The following is a 15737-nucleotide window of genomic DNA, read 5'->3' as shown; positions in this document are numbered from 1 at the left end:
CCGTGGCCACCCGGCCCGGGGACCGCGCAGCCGGCGTGCGCCGCTAGAAACGCGCCCGGCTGACATTCATCGATTACGGGACATCGCGAGCATTCGCGGACCGAACAGGGGGTTTTCATGAAAGCAGGACAAGCCAGCCGCGCGTTGCGCGTGGCTCCGGTCGTCACGGCCGTTGCGTTGGGCGTTGCCGCGTTGGTGGCAGGTTGCGGCGGATCAGACAGTTCCAGCAGCACGGCCACGCCGGCCGCCGCTACGCTTTCCGGCACTGCCGCCACCGGCAGTGCGCTGGCCAACGCCAACGTTGCCGTGACCGACAGCGCCGGCAATTCGCCGTGCGTGGAAACCACCATCACGACCACCGCGCTGGGCTCCTACACCTGTACGCTGAAGTCGGGCGAGACGGCGCCGTTCTTCGTGGTCGTGACCGACCCGACCGGCAACACCGCACCGCTGGTCAGCGTGACGACCACCACGCCGCCGGCCGGCACGCCGCTCACACTGAATGCCACGCCGCTGACCACCGCCATCGTGGCGCAGCTCTCGCCGGACGGCAATCCGCTGACGCTGGTGGCTTCCAAGACGGTGGATGCGACCGCGCTCAAGACCATCACCGCGAATGTGGTCGCGCAGCTGGCCTCGGTGCTGCAGGCCATTGGCGCACCGGCCAACTACGACCCGTTCTTGACGTCCATCTCCGCAGGCACGGCATCGTCCACCGGCAATACCGCCGACCAGGTGCTGGACATCGTGAAGGTGACGAAGGACCCGAGCTCGGGCCAGCAGATGTTGTCCACGGTGGACGGCACGCCGACGCCGCTGGCCACCTCCACCAGCGGCGGCACGCAACTGAGCGCACCCGCAGCCAATGTCTCCAGCCTGCCGCTGGGCGCTCAGGCGCTGGCGAAGGCCCTCACGGCCTGCTTTGCCCTGCCGGCTTCGCAGCGCGTGCTGGGCACGGACACCACGCTGACCGCCTCGCAGGGCGGCTGGAAGGTGACGTCCATGGCCTCGGCCTGCCAGAACATCGCATCGGATACCAGCAATGCCGGCGGCATCGCCTTCCTGCACAACGGCTACGCCTTCGGGCAGTGGATCTATGGCTTGCTCAACAGCGACACCATGACGGGCGCGAAATTCAGCGTGCCGGAGGTCATGGCGTACTACTCGGCGGCATCGGCATCGAGCGCCTCCGGGCAGGATGAAGCCGTGCTGAACATCAAGTATCTCGATGCCAACGGCAACCCCGGTAATCTCATCGTGCTGGCGCGCTACATCGCCTCCGGTGCATCGAGTGCACACGCGTCCAACTGGTGGGTGGTGGGCAACCAGCAGCCGGTGGAAGTGATCGACCGGCTGCAGGTTCGCCGGCTCGAGCAGGTCAATCCGGGCTTTACCGGCACCAGCGCCAACAGCAATAGTTACAGCCACTTCCAGACCGGCATCCAGTTCTGGGTCAATGCCAAGGGGCCGGGCAGCGTCAACGGCAATGGCAATCTGAGCTTTGCGCGCGTGACCGGGCCGGGTTTGCCCACCAGCGGCGTCGTCTATATCGCTCCGACCGGCGACAGCAACGAGCCGACCCAGGTGTACATGGACGTGAGCAACAAGACCGGTACGGTCCCTGGCACCACCCGTTGCAGCAACAATATCGCGACCTACAACTGCCCCAACTTCTGGTTTGCCCGGACGGCGGGCCTGACCGGCAGTGCCGCGACCACGCTGGCGGTCCCGCCGGGTAGCGCGAACAATCCGGTCTGGGCGCAGCCGGCGTCGGATACGCTTGATTCGACCCCTGTCACGAAGGGCGCGCGGTATCAGATCGAGCTGTTTTACGGTTCGCAGACCACGCCCGATCACGTCTACCACAAGACGTTGCTGACGGACCTGGTGCAGGCGACGCAGGTGGTGAACCTGCCGTGGAATACGCCGGGCAGCCAGACGCTGGCTGCGCTCGATCCGTCCAACAGCGGCACCAACGGCGCGCTCTCGTCGCTGAGCGTCGATTGGCTGCAAAACCAGTCGGCCCAGCAGATCGGCAGTGCCGCCGTCACGGTGGATACCCACGGGACCTACAGTGGGTCGACATTCGTGCCCAAGGGCGCGACCTCGGTGCTGATTACCCTGCCGAATTCGCAGCAGGTGCCAGCGCTGCCCAGCACCGGCACGCGCTCGCTGCTGTTCAGCTATCGCATGCTGGACAACAGCCTCAAGAGCGCGGTCTACACGTACAACTAAGCGGGGAGAGGCGCGACCCGGCCGACGTTCGTGCACGCTGTCAAGGCAGCGTGCGCAACTCGGCCGGTGCATCGCGAATCAGGGCGTGCCAGACGGCACGCCCGTTTTTGTTTACGCGTCCGCGCCCGCGCGGAAGGTATCGCACTGGCGCATGTCACCGCCGTCGAAGCCCTGGCGGAACCAGTGCATGCGCTGTTCCGAGGTGCCGTGCGTGAACGCATCCGGCGCCACGCTGCGGCCGGCGTTGCGCTGCAGGGTGTCGTCGCCGATGGCGTGGGCGGCGGTCAGGGCCTGTTCCAGATCGCCGCGTTCCAGCAGCCCGCGCTGCTGCGCATAGTGGCCCCACACGCCGGCCAGGCAGTCCGCCTGCAGCTCCAGCTTGACCGACAGCGCATTGGATACGCGCTCCGATTTGCCGGCCTGTGCGCGGCTGACCTTGTCCGACACGCCCAGCAGGTTCTGCACGTGGTGGCCGACCTCGTGCGCGACCACGTAGGCAGCGGCAAAGTCGCCCGGGGCGCCAAAGCGACGGCGCAGTTCGTCGAAGAAGCCGAGATCGAGGTAGACCTTCGCATCGGCCGGGCAGTAGAACGGCCCGACCGCCGAGGTGGCCTGGCCGCAGCCCGAGTGGATGCCCTGGCGGAACAGCACCAGCTTGGGCGACTGGTAGGCGCGGCCGGCCTGCTTGAACAGTTGCGACCAGGTGTCTTCGGTGTCGCCCAGCACGTGGGTGACCATCGACTTGCTGCGGTCGTTGTCGGTCTCGCCGGTGGGGCGGGCGGGGCCGTGCGGCGCGGTCTGCACCGGCGCGTTGTGCGATGCCTGCATCACCATGCCGAGGATTTCCAGCGGGTTCTTGCCCAGCAACAGGCCGACCACCGCCACCAGCGCGATGCCGCCCAGGCCCAGGCCCAGGCCACCGCCCCCGAAGCCGCCGCCCCCGCCTGAGGACGCGCGGTCATCCTCGACGTTCTCGCTTTCGCGCATGTCATCCCAACGCACGGTTTTCTCCTTGTCGCGTTACACCCGGTAAACTTTGCAGAGTCTACCCGGCTCGGCCGTGTCCGGGCACCGTGCTGGATGGGGCAAGTGTCTGTGTGCGCCGGCGTGACGTGGAGCGGTGCGCCTCGCGCCACGCCCAAAGCTGTCACCCATCTGTCATGCGGCCCGGACATCACGCTTGGATGCGGCGCGCGCGTCCGCTCTCTCACCCCACCTGGGTTTTTTCATGCACTCGCCTGATCCGACTTCCCCCGCTCCGCGTGAGCCTGCCGCCCCACCGGCATCGCCGTGGCGCCGCGTGGCCGATGCGCTGCGCAACCGGGTCATGCTGAGCGTGGCGGCAGCGTTGGTGGTCGCGGGCGGTGCGGCCTATGTTGGGACGGTGCGTGCGCCGTGGGCAGATCGCCCGGCGGCGCCGGCGACTGCGGCGGAGCCGGACGCGGACAACGTGCAGGCGTCGGCCGCGCGCGATCGCATGAAGGCCCGCGTGTTTTCGCAGCAGTCGCCTGCGTCCGCCAGCGCGGCGGCGCAGCACAACGCGGGCGACCGCCCGTCAGAGGCCGACGGCGACGGCACGTCACACCGGCAGGCGCGGCCGGCGCGGCGCGCACCGCACGCAGAGCCCTGGAAGTCGCACTGGTACAACGGCGGTTGACCCGCCCCTAGGCGCGCGCCGCGACGCGATCGTCGTCCAGCACGGCGCAGGCACCGATCAGCCGGTGGCGCAGTGCATCCGACGCCGGCAGGATGGGCGGGCGTGACTCGGCGCGCATGAACCCCATCTCCGCCAGCAACGCCTTGACCGGTGCCGGGTTGGGTTCGGCAAACAGCAGCGCGGCCAGCGGCGCGAGCCGGTCGGCCAGGCGCGCGGCCTCGTCGATGCGGCCGGCGCGGTGGTGCGCGACCAGCGCCAGGAACAGATCGGGCCGGATATGCGCACCGGCCAGGATGCCGCCGGTGCCGCCTTGCTGCAGGCATGCGAGCAGGGCGGCGTCATCGCCGCTGAGCACCTGCAGGCGGCCGCCGCGTAGCGCGGCGAAGTGCTCGGCCACACATTCCTTGATGGCGACCACGTTGGGAATCTCGGCCAGCATCAGCGCGGTATGCGGGGCGATGGAGACGCCCGTGCGCTTGGGCACGTTGTAGAGCACGATCGGGCGCTCGGTGCCGGCGGCGATTTGCGAGAAGTGCCAGCGCAGCCCCGCTTGCGATGGGCAGACGTAATACGGCGGCGGCACCAGGTAGCCCGCGCTCTGCCAGCGCTCGTAATGCCGCAGCTGCGAGACCATCTCGCGCGTGTCGGGCGCGCCGATGCCGATCACGAACGGCGTGCGGTTGCTGCAGGCGTCGGCAATGGTCTCGAGCACCGTGTAGCGCTCGACGTGCGAGAGCAGCGCCGCTTCGCCCGTGGTGCCGAGCGCGACGAATCCGTTCACGCCGGCATCCTGGTAATGGTGGACCAGACGCGTGAGTGCGGCGGTGTCGACCGTGCCGTGCCGGAACGGCGTCACCAGTGGAATCCAGATGCCTTCGAACATGGTGCACCTCAATGCAGTAGGACTCCGGCACGCAGTGCGCTGCGCCCGGCACGCGTGAGCGGCGTCACGCGGCCAAGCGTGGCGCGCGGCAACCCGCGCAGCAGCGCGCCGATGACGGGATCGAGATCGGCCTGCGCCAGTTCGAGTTCGACCGAAACGGTATGGCGGCGCGCATCGTGCTGCACGATGTAGAGGCCGAGCGCATCGCCCAGCAGGCGATGCAGCTGGCGCCGGAGGTCGTGCGGCGCATCCCCCGGCACCGTCACCCGCAGGCACACGTACTGGCGCGGTACGACAACCGGCAACGGCGTGGGCACGGCCGCCGGAGACGGCGGCAACAGGTGAGGGACCAACGAGGAGAGAAACAAGGATCGCGCCATGATGGAGTCGGCGACGGGCTGCATCGCCGGAACGTTGAACATGGCGACACCGTATCGGTTCGCTCGTAAAAAGCGTGAAAAAGGGTGGCGGCGGGGTGTAAAGAAAGAATAAACAGTCGCCCCGGCGGCGCTCTTCGAGCAAAAAAATGCCCTGAACATGTCAGGGCATTCGATGGCGGATGAAGGCGTCGACTAGTGCGCGGCGTCGTCGCCCTCACGCAGCTGCGTGAATTCCGCGTCGACGGTGTAAGGCTTGGCCGCCTGGATGTCACGTGTGTTCTTCTGCACGGCAATCGCACCGAACAGCGCCAGCGCGAACGACATGCCGTAGAAGCCTTTCTCGCTCAGCGCCAGCGTGGCATTGAACAGGCCCACGCACAGCAGCAGCACGGCCAGCAGCACCGAGAACCAGCTCAAGCCGTAGTAGAGCCCCGTGACGGGAATGCCCTCGGCGCGGTCGCGCACGCTCTTCTGCACGGACACCGCCGAGAACAGACCGTAAGCCAGCACGGTGAAGTAATACCCGCGCTCGTTCAACTGCATGTTGGCGTTGTACAGGCCGATCAGGAACGAAACGATGCCGATGAGCAGCGCCGCCCACGAAACAGCGACGAACGCGAATGACGGGGCCTGGAGTTGCGGCTTCATGAGTTCTCCTTGTGAGCAGGACGGCGGGGAACGCGGTGTCAGCGTTCCGGGTGCCAGCGATGCTAACGGCGGAGAATGGTTCGGAAGATTAAATGTTGGTAATACTGCGCGGTGCCTTCCGGTTGACTAGCGCTTGCCACGCAGCGCGATGATCGTCAGCGCAATGCCGCTCACGATGGCCGCCGTCAGCACGTAGTAGCTGGGGGCCAGCGTATCGCCCGTGGTGTGGATCAGCCACGTGACGATGAATGGCGCGAACCCGCCGAACAGCGTCACGCCCAGGCTGTAGCCGAGTGACAGCCCGGTCGAACGCACGCGCGTGGGGAAGATCTCCGACATCAGCGCCGGCATCGGGCCCGAATACGCGGCCTTGAAGATGCCCGACACCGCCTGCAGCACCAGCAGCGCGCCGATGGTCGGATGCGCGCGCAGCAGCGCAAACATCGGGTAGATCAGTAGGATCATCAGCACGGAGGTCGTCAGCATGATGCGGATGCGGCCGATGCGGTCCGACAGCGCGCCCATCACTGGCGAGAGCAAAAACTGCAGCCCCCCATTGAGCACCACCACGGCAAAGGATTGGGCCGCCGGCAGGTGCAGTTGCTTGACCGCGTAGGTGGGCATGTAGAGCTGCAGCACATACACCGACACAGTCGATTGGGCCACCACGCCCACCGCCAGCAGCAGGTTGATCCACTGCGATTGGAACGTAGCCTGCGGGTCAACCGTGGTCTTCTTCTGCTCGGCGAGGAACTCGGGCGTCTCGTCCAGGTGCCGGCGGATGTAGAAGCCGACCGGGCCGACCAGCAGGCCGAACACGAACGGCAGGCGCCAGCCCCAGCCCTCCAGGTCTGCCGGCGTGAGCGATGCCGTCAGCAGCGCGCCCAGGCCCGCCGCGAGGATGGTGGCGAGCCCCTGGCTGGCGAACTGCCAGCTCGCGGTGTAGCCGCGCCCGCGCGTGCTGTGCTCGACCATGAAGGCCGTCGCGCTGCCGAACTCGCCGCCCACCGCAAAGCCCTGCACGAGGCGTGCGAGCAGGATGACGACGGGCGCGATGATGCCGATCTGCTGGTAGCTCGGCATCACGGCAATCGCCAGCGTGCCGACGATCATCAGCAGGATCGACAGCGTGAGCGCCGCGCGGCGCCCTTTGCGATCCGCATAGACGCCGAGCACGATCGCGCCCACCGGCCGCGTGATGAACGACACGCCAAAGCTGCCGACCGCAAACAGCAGCGACACCCACTCGTCTGTGGCTGGAAAGAACAGCTTGCCGATCACGGGCGCGAAGAACCCGTAGACGAGAAAGTCGTACCACTCCAGCGCATTGCCGATCGACGACGAGACGATGATGCGGCGCGCGTGCGCTGCCGTGGGTGGCGCAGGACGAGCGGGTGCGGCAGAGCCTGCCGCGAGCGGGGCGGTCATGGTGAGGTTCCTTTGGCGCGGCCGGGATCGTTGTTATGGGAACTGCAGCGCGCCGCTTCGCCCTGCCACGAAGCGGTACGCCAGGGCTGGCCTAGAAACCGACCGCGTGGCCGTCGCGGCGGCTGTCGCTGGCGGCCACGTAACCGTGGTCGGCGTCGTCCGACAGGCGCCAGATGAACTGGCCCGAGCCGAAATCCATGTACGGATCGGTCACCGACTTGAGCTTGTGGCCGCGCGCTTCCAGTGTGGCGACGGTGCCCGCGTTCATGGTGGCTTCCACGTCGAGCGTGAAATCGCGGTTGACCTTCCAGCGCGGCGCATCGCACGCGGCCTGCGGCTGCTGCTTGTAATCGAGCATGCGCACCAGCGTCTGCAGGTGGCCCTGCGGCTGCATGTCGCCACCCATCACGCCAAAGCTCATCTGCGGCTTGCCGTCCTTGGTGAGGAAGGCCGGGATGATGGTGTGGAACGGCCGCTTGCCGCCCGCCACCACGTTGGCCGAGCGCGCGTCCATCGAGAAGCCGACGCCGCGGTTCTGCAGGCTGATGCCGGTGCCCGGCACCACCACGCCCGAGCCGAAGCCCATGTAGTTGGACTGGATGAACGAGACCATCATGCCGTTCTCATCCGCTGCGGTCAGGTAGACCGTGCCGCCGGCACGCGGCATGCCGAAGGTCGGCGTCTGGGCGCGGCCCATGTCGATCAGCCTGGCGCGTGCATCGAGGTAGGCGTCGTCGAGCATCTGCTCGGGCGTAACCTCCATCGAACGCGGGTCGGCCACATAGCGGTAGAGGTCGGCGAAGGCCAGCTTCATCGCCTCGATCTGCAGGTGCTGCGAATCGGCGGAGTCGACCGGCAGCGCGCCCAGGTCGAAGCGGTCGAGGATGCCGAGCGCAATCAGCGCGGCGATGCCCTGGCCGTTGGGCGGGATTTCGTGCAGGTCGTAGCCGCGGTAGCGCTTGGTGATGGGCTTGACCCACTCGGGCTGAAAGTCGCGCAGGTCTTGCGCGGTCATGGCGCCGCCGCATTCGCGCGCATAGGCGGCAATGCGCTCGGCGAGTTCACCTTCGTAGAAGTCACGGCCGCTGGTCTGGCCGATGCGGCGCAGCGTGGCGGCGGCGTCGGGCAGCTGGAACTTCTCGCCCACCTGCGGGGCGCGGCCGTGCGGCATGAAGGCCCGCGCGTAGCCGGGCTGATTCTGCAGCTCGGGAATCGCCGCGGCCCACTTGTGCGCGACGATGGGGGCGATGGTGTGGCCGCGCTCGGCAATCTCGGCGGCGGGTTCGAGCACGTCGGCAAACGGCAGCTTGCCGAAGCGCGCATGCAGCGCTGCCCAGGCGGAAACGGCGCCCGGCACCGTCACGGCGTCCCAGCCGCGCGTGGGGCGCTTCGGGTTGCCGTTTGCATCTTCGCCGTACTTGCTGCGGAAGTAGTCGAGGCTCCAGGCCTGCGGCGCGGTGCCGGAGGCGTTCAGGCCGTGGAGGCCGTTGCCGTCCCACAGGATGGCGAACGCGTCGCTGCCCAGGCCGCACGAAACGGGCTCGACGACGGTCAGCATCGCCGCCGCCGCGACGGCCGCATCGACCGCGCTGCCACCGGCCAGCAACATGCGCAGCCCGGCCTGCGCGGCCAGCGGGTGCGAGGTGGAGACCACGTTGCGCGCAAACAGCGGAATGCGCACGGTCGGGTAGGGGTTCTTCCAGTCGAAGTGGTGGGACATGGCGGGGCAGAGCGGGCGATGGGGGAGGTTTCCGACGATTATTCGCGCGTGGCGGAAATGAATAAAGCTAAAATTCGTTGGACTCAGCTTAAGAAAAACTTGAGATTCAGCCGATGAGCACCGTCCGTTTTCTGCGCACCTTCGTGGCCGTGGCGCGGCACGGGTCGCTCGCCGCCGCCGCCGAGCGCGTGGCACTCACCCAAGCGGCCGTCAGCCTGCAGATGCGCGCGCTGGAGGCCGAGCTGCGCCGCGACCTGTTCGGCCGCACCGGCCGCACCGTCACGCTCAACGCCAACGGCCGCGCGCTGCTGCCGCAGGCGGAGCATCTGCTGTCGTTGTATGACGCCATGCGCGTCGGCGATGAGGCGCAGACGGAGCTGGCCGGTGCCGTGGCCATCGGTGCGGTGGTGTCGGTGATGGGGTCGCTGGCCCATGCGGTGGCCGGGCTCAAGCAGCTGCACCCGGCGCTCGACGTCAAGCTGGTGACCGGCAAGTCGGGCGAACTGGCCGAGCAGGTGGAGACCGGTGACCTGGACGGTGCGCTGGTGGTCGAGCATCTCGAGCGCCTGCCGGCCAACTTGGCGTGGCACCCGCTTTATACAGAGCCGCTGGTGGTCGTGGCCGGCCGCCACACGCGCGGCCGCGCCGAGGAGGTCTTGCGCACGCACCCCTTCCTGCGCTTCGACCGCGCCGTGCGCACCGGCGCGCTGATCGACCGGGCCCTGCGCAAGACGCATATGGCCGTCAACGAGTTCATCGAGGTCAACTCGATCGAGGCCATCGTTGAGCTGGTGCGCCAGCAGGTGGGCGTGACACTGGTGCCGCGCCTGCGCCGCGCCAACTGGGAGAGCGATCCCGCCCTGCGCGTGCTGCCGATGCCGCCGCAGACGCCGGTGCGCACGGTGGGCATGATCGAGCGCAAATCGCACGCACGGCATGGTGTGATTCAAGCGGTACACGATGCGCTCGAAACTACACTTAACGTGTCCAGCGCCTAGACTTGAAGCATGGAAACTCGGCCAGGAGGCCGCCATGGATGCAGCCATCGAACGTTGGCGCGACGAGCTTCTCCTGCTCGGTCGCGTGCTGTTGATGCTTCTGTTTCTGATTTCCGGCTGGGGCAAGATCACCGGCTTCCAAGCCACCGTCGGCTTCATGGGCACGGTCGGCGCACCGATGCCGATGCTCGCCGCGATCATCGCCGTCATCATGGAATTTGGCGTGGGGATCGCGCTGCTGATCGGCTTCTGGACGCGGCCGCTGGCAGTGCTGATGGCGCTGTTCGTGCTCGGCGCCGCGCTCATCGCCCACACCTACTGGAACGTGGAAGGCGCGATGCAGACGGCCAACATGGTGCAGTTCTACAAGAACCTCAGCATCATGGGTGGGTTGCTTCTGCTGGCCGTGGCGGGGCCGGGGAAGTACGCGCTCCAGAAATCGTAGCGTTGCTCTGCTATCGCAGCGACCGCTGCACCAGCACCACCACCGCAAACACCCCGCACGCCACCGCAAACCAGCTGAACAGCTGCGTGCCGGCCAGCAGCGTCGCCTGCCGATCGATCTCGGCCGACAGGCTTGCCAGCCGCTGCGGCGTAAGCGCGCCGGCGGCTTGCAGGTCCGCCGTGAAGCGCGTGACATGCGCGACGATCAGCGAGCGCGATTCCACCTGCTGCGTCTGCAGCATCGTCGCCGCCAGCCCCGTGCCCACCGCCGTGGCGAACTGGCGCGCGATGTTCTTCATCTGGTAGCCGTGGGCGAAGTCTTCGCGGTCGAGGTCCAGGTAGGTCATCATCGCGATCTGGATCATCACCGTGCCCGGCGTGATGCCTTCCAGGAACGACACCGGGAAGAACGCGTAGTCCGGCGCGCCGGGCATCAGGCTGGTCGCCAGCAGCAGCGCCGCTGCCGCATAGATGGCGAAGCCGATCGCAATGACACGACGCTTGCGGAAGAAGAACGGCAGCCAGATCGTGATGACCACCGCCACCACGGTCGACACCGCGCCGCTGATCATCAGGAACAGCGTGGTGGTGCGGAACGTGAAGCCCAGCCCGCCCTGCGCGACCGCCGGGAACAGGTACGACCAGATCCCGCTCATCAGGTAGTAGATGCCGTAGAAGCCGATGCCCCACAGGTAGCGGCGGCCGTTCAGGCGCGAGATATCGAGCCATGGGTCCGGATGCGTGCGCAGGCGGTGGATGGCCAGCAGCAGTGCCGCCGCGCCGCCCAACAGCAGCAGCGGAATCGCCGGCGTATTGGTGATGCGGTTGTAGCGCAGCTCCGATAGCCCCATCAGCAAGGACAACGCGCCGATGGCCATGGCGCCTACGCCGATCCAGTCCCATTGCCCATCTTCCGGCGGCGCCTCATGCGGGCGGCGGGCGGCGCGGGTGCGCGGCTGGTGGTGCTCGGGCGGCAGCAGGAACATCGCCAGCCAAGCCACCACGGCCAGCCCCAGCTCCAGCCAGAAGATCACGCGCCACTCGCTGTATTCGAGCACCTCGGCGCAGATCCACGGCGCGATGGTAGTCAGGCCGAACAGCCCGACGCTGAACATCAGCATGGGCGGCATGCGCTCGTCCGCCTCGGCGGTCAACTGCACCAGGATGCGCGAGGCCGAGAACAGCCCGCCCGCGCCCAGGCCCTGGATGGTCCGCCCGATGATGAGCATGTCGATGCTGTTGGACTGCGCGCAGACCACGCAGCCGATGGCGAACAGCACGATGCCCACCAGCGAGAACATGCGGTAACCGATATGCGCGGCAATGCGGCCGATGGCGAGATTGGCCACCACTGCGGCCACGGCATACGCGGTGACGGCGTACAGATACGCCTGCGGATCGGCATGTACGCCGCCCTGGATATGCTGGCCGGCCACGGCCATCATCTGCGAAGAGACGAAATCGAGCCCGGTCGACAGCCCCAGCGCCAGGCCGAAAGCATGGACGCGGGCGGAAGAAAAATGCGGAAATGCCCGCAGGGAAGCCCTATGGATTTGCAGCGACATGGGGCCGAGCATAAACTTGGCCGCCCGCCCGATAAACGGCCAACGCTAGGAACACTGTCCAGTCATGCGAACAATGGAGTGGAACGATTGGGAGACCTTCTGCCGCGTGGTGGAGGCCGGCAGTTTTACCGCCGCCGCCGACGCGCTGGGCATCCCCAAATCGACCGCCAGCGCCGCCGTGTCGCGGCTGGAGGCGGCACTCGGCGTGCGCCTGCTCACGCGCACCACGCGCCAGCTGCGGCTGACCGAGGCCGGCTCGCACTTCTATGAGGACATCGCCCCGCTGTTCGAGCGCCTGCGCGAAGTCCATGCGGATACCACCGCCGCCAGCGAGACCGTCTCCGGCACGCTGCGCATTGCCGCGCCGTACGAGGTGGGCGCGCAGCACCTGACCGAGCCGGTGTGCCAGACGCTGGCGCGCTATCCGCACCTGCAGATCCAGGTGCACATCTCGTGGGAGCAGCCCGACCTGCTGGCCAGCGGCTACGACATCGTCTTCGTGATGGTGGACCAGATGCTGCCCGATTCATCACTGGTGGCACGGCGCGTGGTGCTGATCCCGCGCGGGTTGTACGCCGCGCCGTCCTTGCTGGCGGAGCGAGCGCCGCTGCAGACCCCGGCCGACCTGGTTGGCTGGCCCTGCCTGTCGGGCCCCGACGATGCGAGCTGGGCGTTCCGCCCCACCGGCGAGCCCACGGCCGAGCCGATCGAGATCCCCATCCAGCCGCGCCTGCAGACGCTCAACGCCGAGATGCGCGCGCGTGCCGCCGTGCGCGGCCTGGGCGTGGCGCGCATGGCCCGCTCGGTGGGCGACGCGGAGGTCGCGACCGGCCGCCTGGTGCGCGTGCTGCCGGATTTCGAGCTCACGCCGCTGCGCGTCTACGCGCTGATGCCCGCGCGCAAGCTGGTGCCGCGCAAGGTGCGCGTGTTTCTCGATGCGCTGGAGGCCGAGGGCGGGCTGGCCCCGGCATCGCCCGCCTAGCCGAAGGCCAGCGCCGGATGTCACAATCGGCGCTTTCCGAATCGGATTGAGTGAGGACCGGCCACCATGCGCCTGCGCCAGATCGAAGTCTTCCGCGCCGTGATGCTGGTCGGCACCGTCAGCGAGGCCGCACGCATGCTGAACGTGTCGCAGCCGGTGGTGACGCGCGTGCTGCAGCACACCGAGCTGCAGCTCGGCTTTCGCCTGTTCGACCGCACCAAGGGCCGCCTGCAGCCCACCGCCGAGGCCTTCGAGCTGTTCTCCGAGGTCGAGCGCCTCTATCAGGAGGTCGAGCGCGTGCGGCGCGTGTCGGCCAACCTGCGCCACAAGGGCGCGGGGCGCTTGCGCGTGGCGGCCACGCCGAGCCTGGCGCCCAGCATCCTCGCGCCGGCCGTGCGGCGCTTCTCGCAGCGGCATCCCGATACGCAGGTGCGCGTGTTCACGCACCACACGGCCGAGATCGTGCAGGGGCTGCTCGCACAGGACATCGACGTCGGCTTTGCCTTTGCGCCGCCCGTGCATCCGGCCATCAGCACCACACCGGTGGCGCAGGGCCGCATCCTGCTGGCCGCACCGCGCGCGTGGGTTGACGACGCGACGGATGGCGCAGCCCTGCACCAGCTGATCGCCGCGCGGCCGTTCATCGGGCTGGAAGACCAGATGTCGATCGGCTCGCTGGTCGGACAGACGCTCTCGCGTGGCGGGCTGGCGCCGGCGTCGACGCTGGAGGTGCAGACGTATTCGCTGGCGCGCTCGCTGGTGGAGGAGGGGCTGGGCGTGACGATGCTCGATCAGTTCACCGCAGCCACGGGCAGCATGGACCGTATCGCACTGTTTGCGCTGGAGCCCGCGCAGGCGTTCGAGGTGCGCGCCATGCGTGCCGAGCACCATGCGCCGTCATCGCTGGCCGACAGCTTGGTCGAATGCTTCGCCGAAGCCGCCCGCGCGCTGTCCGAGGACCTACCGCAGCGCCTGCAGCCGACACCGTTTGTGCTTGCCCCCAGTGGCGACGACGCCGACGCGGACTAACTTTTCCCGCGCCACGCCGTCTAACCGGCTTCCATTCCATTGGTAGGAGATCGATCGATGCGTCGCTTTATCTGTGCTGCTGCATTGTGTGCAGCGGCGAGTGCTGGGCTGATCAGCGCGCCGGCGCTGGCGCAGCAGTCGCCGGTGCCCGGCATGTCGTCGGAAGACCTGAACACCGCGCTGGATCTGGCGAAGGCCGGACTCAACAAGGCCATCGACCAGGCGCGCGCCTATTCTGCGTTACCGATTCGCGATCCGCACGACGTGCGCTACGCGTGTGAGGGCGGCAAATCGCTTACGGTCAAGTACATGACGGTGGGTGACACGGCGCTGGCCTCCATCGTGCTGGACGGCAAGACGCTGGTGTTCGCCAATGTCATCGCCGCCTCGGGCGCGCGCTACGCGTCGGGCCAGTACATCTGGTGGACCAAGGGGCCCACCGGGTTCCTCTCCGATGAGATCGACCAGCGCCACCCGCACCTGATCTACCGCGACTGCACCGAAACCCGCTAGCCGCAGCGCCGGTTCTCAGACTTCCAGCAGGTCGCGCCCGACGATGATCTCGCCCTTGAAGTGCGGGCGCACGGCATCGAGCCAGACCGCATCGTCCAGATACGGATAGCCGCCCGGCACGAAGTGCGACAGCACCAGCGTCTTCACCTTGGCCTCGGTCGCGATGCGGCCGACGTCTTCGGCGGAGGTGTGGCTCGCCAGCAGGTGCTCGCGCAGGGTCTTGGCGTTCGGTTCGGTCGAGAGCAGCTTGTCGAGCGACGGCAGGTGCATCACCTCGTGCACCAGCACATCGGCGCCGTAGGCCAGGCGCACGAGGTTCTCGCTCGGCGCCGTATCGCCCGAGATGACGATGGAGCGGTCCGCCGCATCAAAGCGGAACGCAAATGCCGGTGACACGGGCGGGTGCTTGACCAGCGCGCTCGTCACCTTCACGTTGGCGTCTTGCATGACCAGCCCGCCTTCGGTGATCTCGTGCGGGTGGATCATCGGCGCCAGCGGCGGGCGGCCTTCGTCGGCGATGCGGGTGCGGATGTCGTAGTCGTACAGCTCGAGAAACTTTGTCGTCATCGCGGCCAGCGGGGGCGGGCCCCAGGTGTCGACCGGGCCGGTGAAGTCGGCGGCCCAGGCCAGCAGCATCAGCGCACCATAGTCGGCGTTGTGGTCGGAGTGCTGGTGCGTGATGAAGACGTGGCGGATGTCCTTGAGCTTGAGGCCCGCGCTCACATACTGGCGCGCCACGCCGTTGCCGCAATCGACGATGTACGACACGCCATTGATGACGATCACCTGCGCCGGCGCCGAGCGGTTCTTCTTGGGTGTCGCCCCGCCGCCGGTGCCCAGCAGGATCAGCCGCGTGCCCTTGGGCGCATCGGCGGCCGAGACCGCCAGCGGCCAGCCTGCGGAGGCGGCCACGGCGCCGGCGCCCAGCGCGCCGGCTTGCCGCATCCAGCGGCGACGTTGATGGTCGAAAGCGTGCATGCGGCGGTCTCCTGTTTGTTGTTGTGCGTCGTTCAGTGGGGCAGCCCGCCCACCTTCATCCCGGGCTTGATCCCCTTGCGCGTGAACCAGCCCTTGTTCATCTCCAGCGCATAGACGCCCAGCTTGGTCGGGCAGTGGTTGTCTTCGGTCTGCGGGGCCATCTCGGCGATGTCGGTGATGGTGCCGGTCTCGTCGATGAAGGCGATCGACAGGGCCAGATCGGTGTTCTTCATCCAGAAGCAGTGGCGCGCGTTCTCATCGAACACGAACAGCATGC

Annotated in this window: 16 protein-coding genes; 7 read left to right on the top strand and 9 right to left on the bottom strand. The window is 67.8% G+C overall.

Going from position 1 to position 15737, the window contains the following annotated elements; all coding sequences use genetic code 11:
* Positions 1 to 117: 117 nt before the first annotated feature.
* Positions 118 to 2235 (top strand): hypothetical protein, encoded by a 2118-nt coding sequence (locus QZ609_RS10685; RefSeq protein ID WP_295494115.1) that lies wholly within the window; start codon positions 118 to 120, stop codon positions 2233 to 2235.
* 111 nt (positions 2236 to 2346) lie between these two features.
* On the opposite strand, the gene QZ609_RS10680 is transcribed toward QZ609_RS10685, so the two are convergent.
* On the bottom strand, positions 2347 to 3237 hold the full coding sequence (locus QZ609_RS10680; RefSeq protein WP_295494113.1) for a neutral zinc metallopeptidase: 891 nt from the start codon (positions 3235 to 3237) through the stop codon (positions 2347 to 2349).
* 226 nt (positions 3238 to 3463) lie between these two features.
* On the opposite strand from QZ609_RS10680, the gene QZ609_RS10675 reads away from it, so the two are divergent.
* A complete protein-coding gene (locus QZ609_RS10675) occupies positions 3464 to 3892 on the top strand; it encodes a hypothetical protein (protein ID WP_295494111.1) in 429 nt (142 codons plus the stop codon).
* A 7-nt stretch (positions 3893 to 3899) separates the two neighbouring features.
* Here the strand turns inward: QZ609_RS10675 and dapA are convergent, their stop codons facing one another.
* The 5 genes from dapA to QZ609_RS10650 form a co-directional block, all read right to left on the bottom strand.
* Positions 3900 to 4775 (bottom strand): 4-hydroxy-tetrahydrodipicolinate synthase, encoded by an 876-nt coding sequence (dapA, locus tag QZ609_RS10670; protein ID WP_295494109.1) that lies wholly within the window; start codon positions 4773 to 4775, stop codon positions 3900 to 3902.
* 8 nt (positions 4776 to 4783) lie between these two features.
* On the bottom strand, positions 4784 to 5155 hold the full coding sequence (locus tag QZ609_RS10665) for a hypothetical protein (RefSeq protein ID WP_365901358.1): 372 nt from the start codon (positions 5153 to 5155) through the stop codon (positions 4784 to 4786).
* Positions 5156 to 5347: 192 nt separating this feature from the next.
* Positions 5348 to 5803 (bottom strand): inner membrane protein YiaA, encoded by a 456-nt coding sequence (yiaA, locus tag QZ609_RS10660; protein ID WP_295494106.1) that lies wholly within the window; start codon positions 5801 to 5803, stop codon positions 5348 to 5350.
* 126 nt (positions 5804 to 5929) lie between these two features.
* Positions 5930 to 7231: an MFS transporter gene (locus QZ609_RS10655; RefSeq protein WP_295494105.1), complete on the bottom strand. Its 1302-nt coding sequence runs from the start codon at positions 7229 to 7231 to the stop codon at positions 5930 to 5932.
* Positions 7232 to 7322: 91 nt separating this feature from the next.
* On the bottom strand, positions 7323 to 8951 hold the full coding sequence (locus QZ609_RS10650; RefSeq protein ID WP_295494103.1) for a gamma-glutamyltransferase family protein: 1629 nt from the start codon (positions 8949 to 8951) through the stop codon (positions 7323 to 7325).
* A gap of 113 nt (positions 8952 to 9064) precedes the next feature.
* On the opposite strand from QZ609_RS10650, the gene QZ609_RS10645 reads away from it, so the two are divergent.
* Entirely contained in the window at positions 9065 to 9949 is an 885-nt protein-coding gene (locus QZ609_RS10645) for a LysR family transcriptional regulator (protein WP_295494101.1), read from the top strand.
* Positions 9950 to 9983: 34 nt separating this feature from the next.
* Positions 9984 to 10394, top strand: a complete 411-nt coding sequence (locus tag QZ609_RS10640) for a DoxX family protein (protein WP_295494100.1) — start codon at positions 9984 to 9986, stop codon at positions 10392 to 10394.
* A gap of 10 nt (positions 10395 to 10404) precedes the next feature.
* Here QZ609_RS10640 and QZ609_RS10635 read toward each other — a convergent pair whose 3' ends face one another.
* Positions 10405 to 11958 carry an MFS transporter gene (locus QZ609_RS10635; RefSeq protein WP_295494099.1) on the bottom strand — a complete coding sequence of 518 codons (1554 nt, stop codon included), beginning with the start codon at positions 11956 to 11958 and terminating at the stop codon, positions 10405 to 10407.
* 73 nt (positions 11959 to 12031) lie between these two features.
* On the opposite strand from QZ609_RS10635, the gene QZ609_RS10630 reads away from it, so the two are divergent.
* The 3 genes from QZ609_RS10630 to QZ609_RS10620 all read left to right on the top strand — a co-directional run bounded on the left by QZ609_RS10630 (position 12032) and on the right by QZ609_RS10620 (position 14482).
* Positions 12032 to 12940 carry a LysR family transcriptional regulator gene (locus QZ609_RS10630; RefSeq protein WP_295494133.1) on the top strand — a complete coding sequence of 303 codons (909 nt, stop codon included), beginning with the start codon at positions 12032 to 12034 and terminating at the stop codon, positions 12938 to 12940.
* 66 nt (positions 12941 to 13006) lie between these two features.
* Entirely contained in the window at positions 13007 to 13969 is a 963-nt protein-coding gene (locus QZ609_RS10625) for a LysR substrate-binding domain-containing protein (RefSeq protein ID WP_295494097.1), read from the top strand.
* 57 nt (positions 13970 to 14026) lie between these two features.
* Positions 14027 to 14482 (top strand): MliC family protein, encoded by a 456-nt coding sequence (locus QZ609_RS10620; RefSeq protein WP_295494095.1) that lies wholly within the window; start codon positions 14027 to 14029, stop codon positions 14480 to 14482.
* A 15-nt stretch (positions 14483 to 14497) separates the two neighbouring features.
* Here the strand turns inward: QZ609_RS10620 and QZ609_RS10615 are convergent, their stop codons facing one another.
* Both QZ609_RS10615 and QZ609_RS10610 read right to left on the bottom strand, forming a co-directional pair.
* A complete protein-coding gene (locus QZ609_RS10615; protein ID WP_295494093.1) occupies positions 14498 to 15460 on the bottom strand; it encodes an MBL fold metallo-hydrolase in 963 nt (320 codons plus the stop codon).
* Positions 15461 to 15492: 32 nt separating this feature from the next.
* Positions 15493 to 15737 (bottom strand): DUF192 domain-containing protein (locus QZ609_RS10610; protein WP_295494091.1); only part of this gene is annotated, 245 nt, incomplete at its 5' end.

The sequence above is a fragment of the uncultured Ralstonia sp. genome (genome assembly GCA_913056305.1).
In the GTDB taxonomy this organism is placed as follows: Bacteria; Pseudomonadota; Gammaproteobacteria; order Burkholderiales; family Burkholderiaceae; genus Ralstonia.
This window is presented reverse-complemented; position numbering and strand designations above follow the sequence as displayed.

What these genes read in the sequence shown, in the direction of transcription:
- QZ609_RS10675 (WP_295494111.1), top strand. Translation starts at nt 3,464, where the DNA reads ATGCACTCGCCTGATCCGACTTCCCCCGCTCCGCGTGAGCCTGCCGCC.
- QZ609_RS10645 (WP_295494101.1), top strand. Translation starts at nt 9,065, where the DNA reads ATGAGCACCGTCCGTTTTCTGCGCACCTTCGTGGCCGTGGCGCGGCAC.
- QZ609_RS10615 (WP_295494093.1), bottom strand. Translation starts at nt 15,460, where the DNA reads ATGCACGCTTTCGACCATCAACGTCGCCGCTGGATGCGGCAAGCCGGC.
- QZ609_RS10620 (WP_295494095.1), top strand. Translation starts at nt 14,027, where the DNA reads ATGCGTCGCTTTATCTGTGCTGCTGCATTGTGTGCAGCGGCGAGTGCT.
- dapA (WP_295494109.1), bottom strand. Translation starts at nt 4,775, where the DNA reads ATGTTCGAAGGCATCTGGATTCCACTGGTGACGCCGTTCCGGCACGGC.
- QZ609_RS10640 (WP_295494100.1), top strand. Translation starts at nt 9,984, where the DNA reads ATGGATGCAGCCATCGAACGTTGGCGCGACGAGCTTCTCCTGCTCGGT.
- yiaA (WP_295494106.1), bottom strand. Translation starts at nt 5,803, where the DNA reads ATGAAGCCGCAACTCCAGGCCCCGTCATTCGCGTTCGTCGCTGTTTCG.
- QZ609_RS10635 (WP_295494099.1), bottom strand. Translation starts at nt 11,958, where the DNA reads ATGTCGCTGCAAATCCATAGGGCTTCCCTGCGGGCATTTCCGCATTTT.
- QZ609_RS10650 (WP_295494103.1), bottom strand. Translation starts at nt 8,951, where the DNA reads ATGTCCCACCACTTCGACTGGAAGAACCCCTACCCGACCGTGCGCATT.
- QZ609_RS10685 (WP_295494115.1), top strand. Translation starts at nt 118, where the DNA reads ATGAAAGCAGGACAAGCCAGCCGCGCGTTGCGCGTGGCTCCGGTCGTC.
- QZ609_RS10630 (WP_295494133.1), top strand. Translation starts at nt 12,032, where the DNA reads ATGGAGTGGAACGATTGGGAGACCTTCTGCCGCGTGGTGGAGGCCGGC.
- QZ609_RS10625 (WP_295494097.1), top strand. Translation starts at nt 13,007, where the DNA reads ATGCGCCTGCGCCAGATCGAAGTCTTCCGCGCCGTGATGCTGGTCGGC.
- QZ609_RS10655 (WP_295494105.1), bottom strand. Translation starts at nt 7,231, where the DNA reads ATGACCGCCCCGCTCGCGGCAGGCTCTGCCGCACCCGCTCGTCCTGCG.
- QZ609_RS10665 (WP_365901358.1), bottom strand. Translation starts at nt 5,155, where the DNA reads ATGGCGCGATCCTTGTTTCTCTCCTCGTTGGTCCCTCACCTGTTGCCG.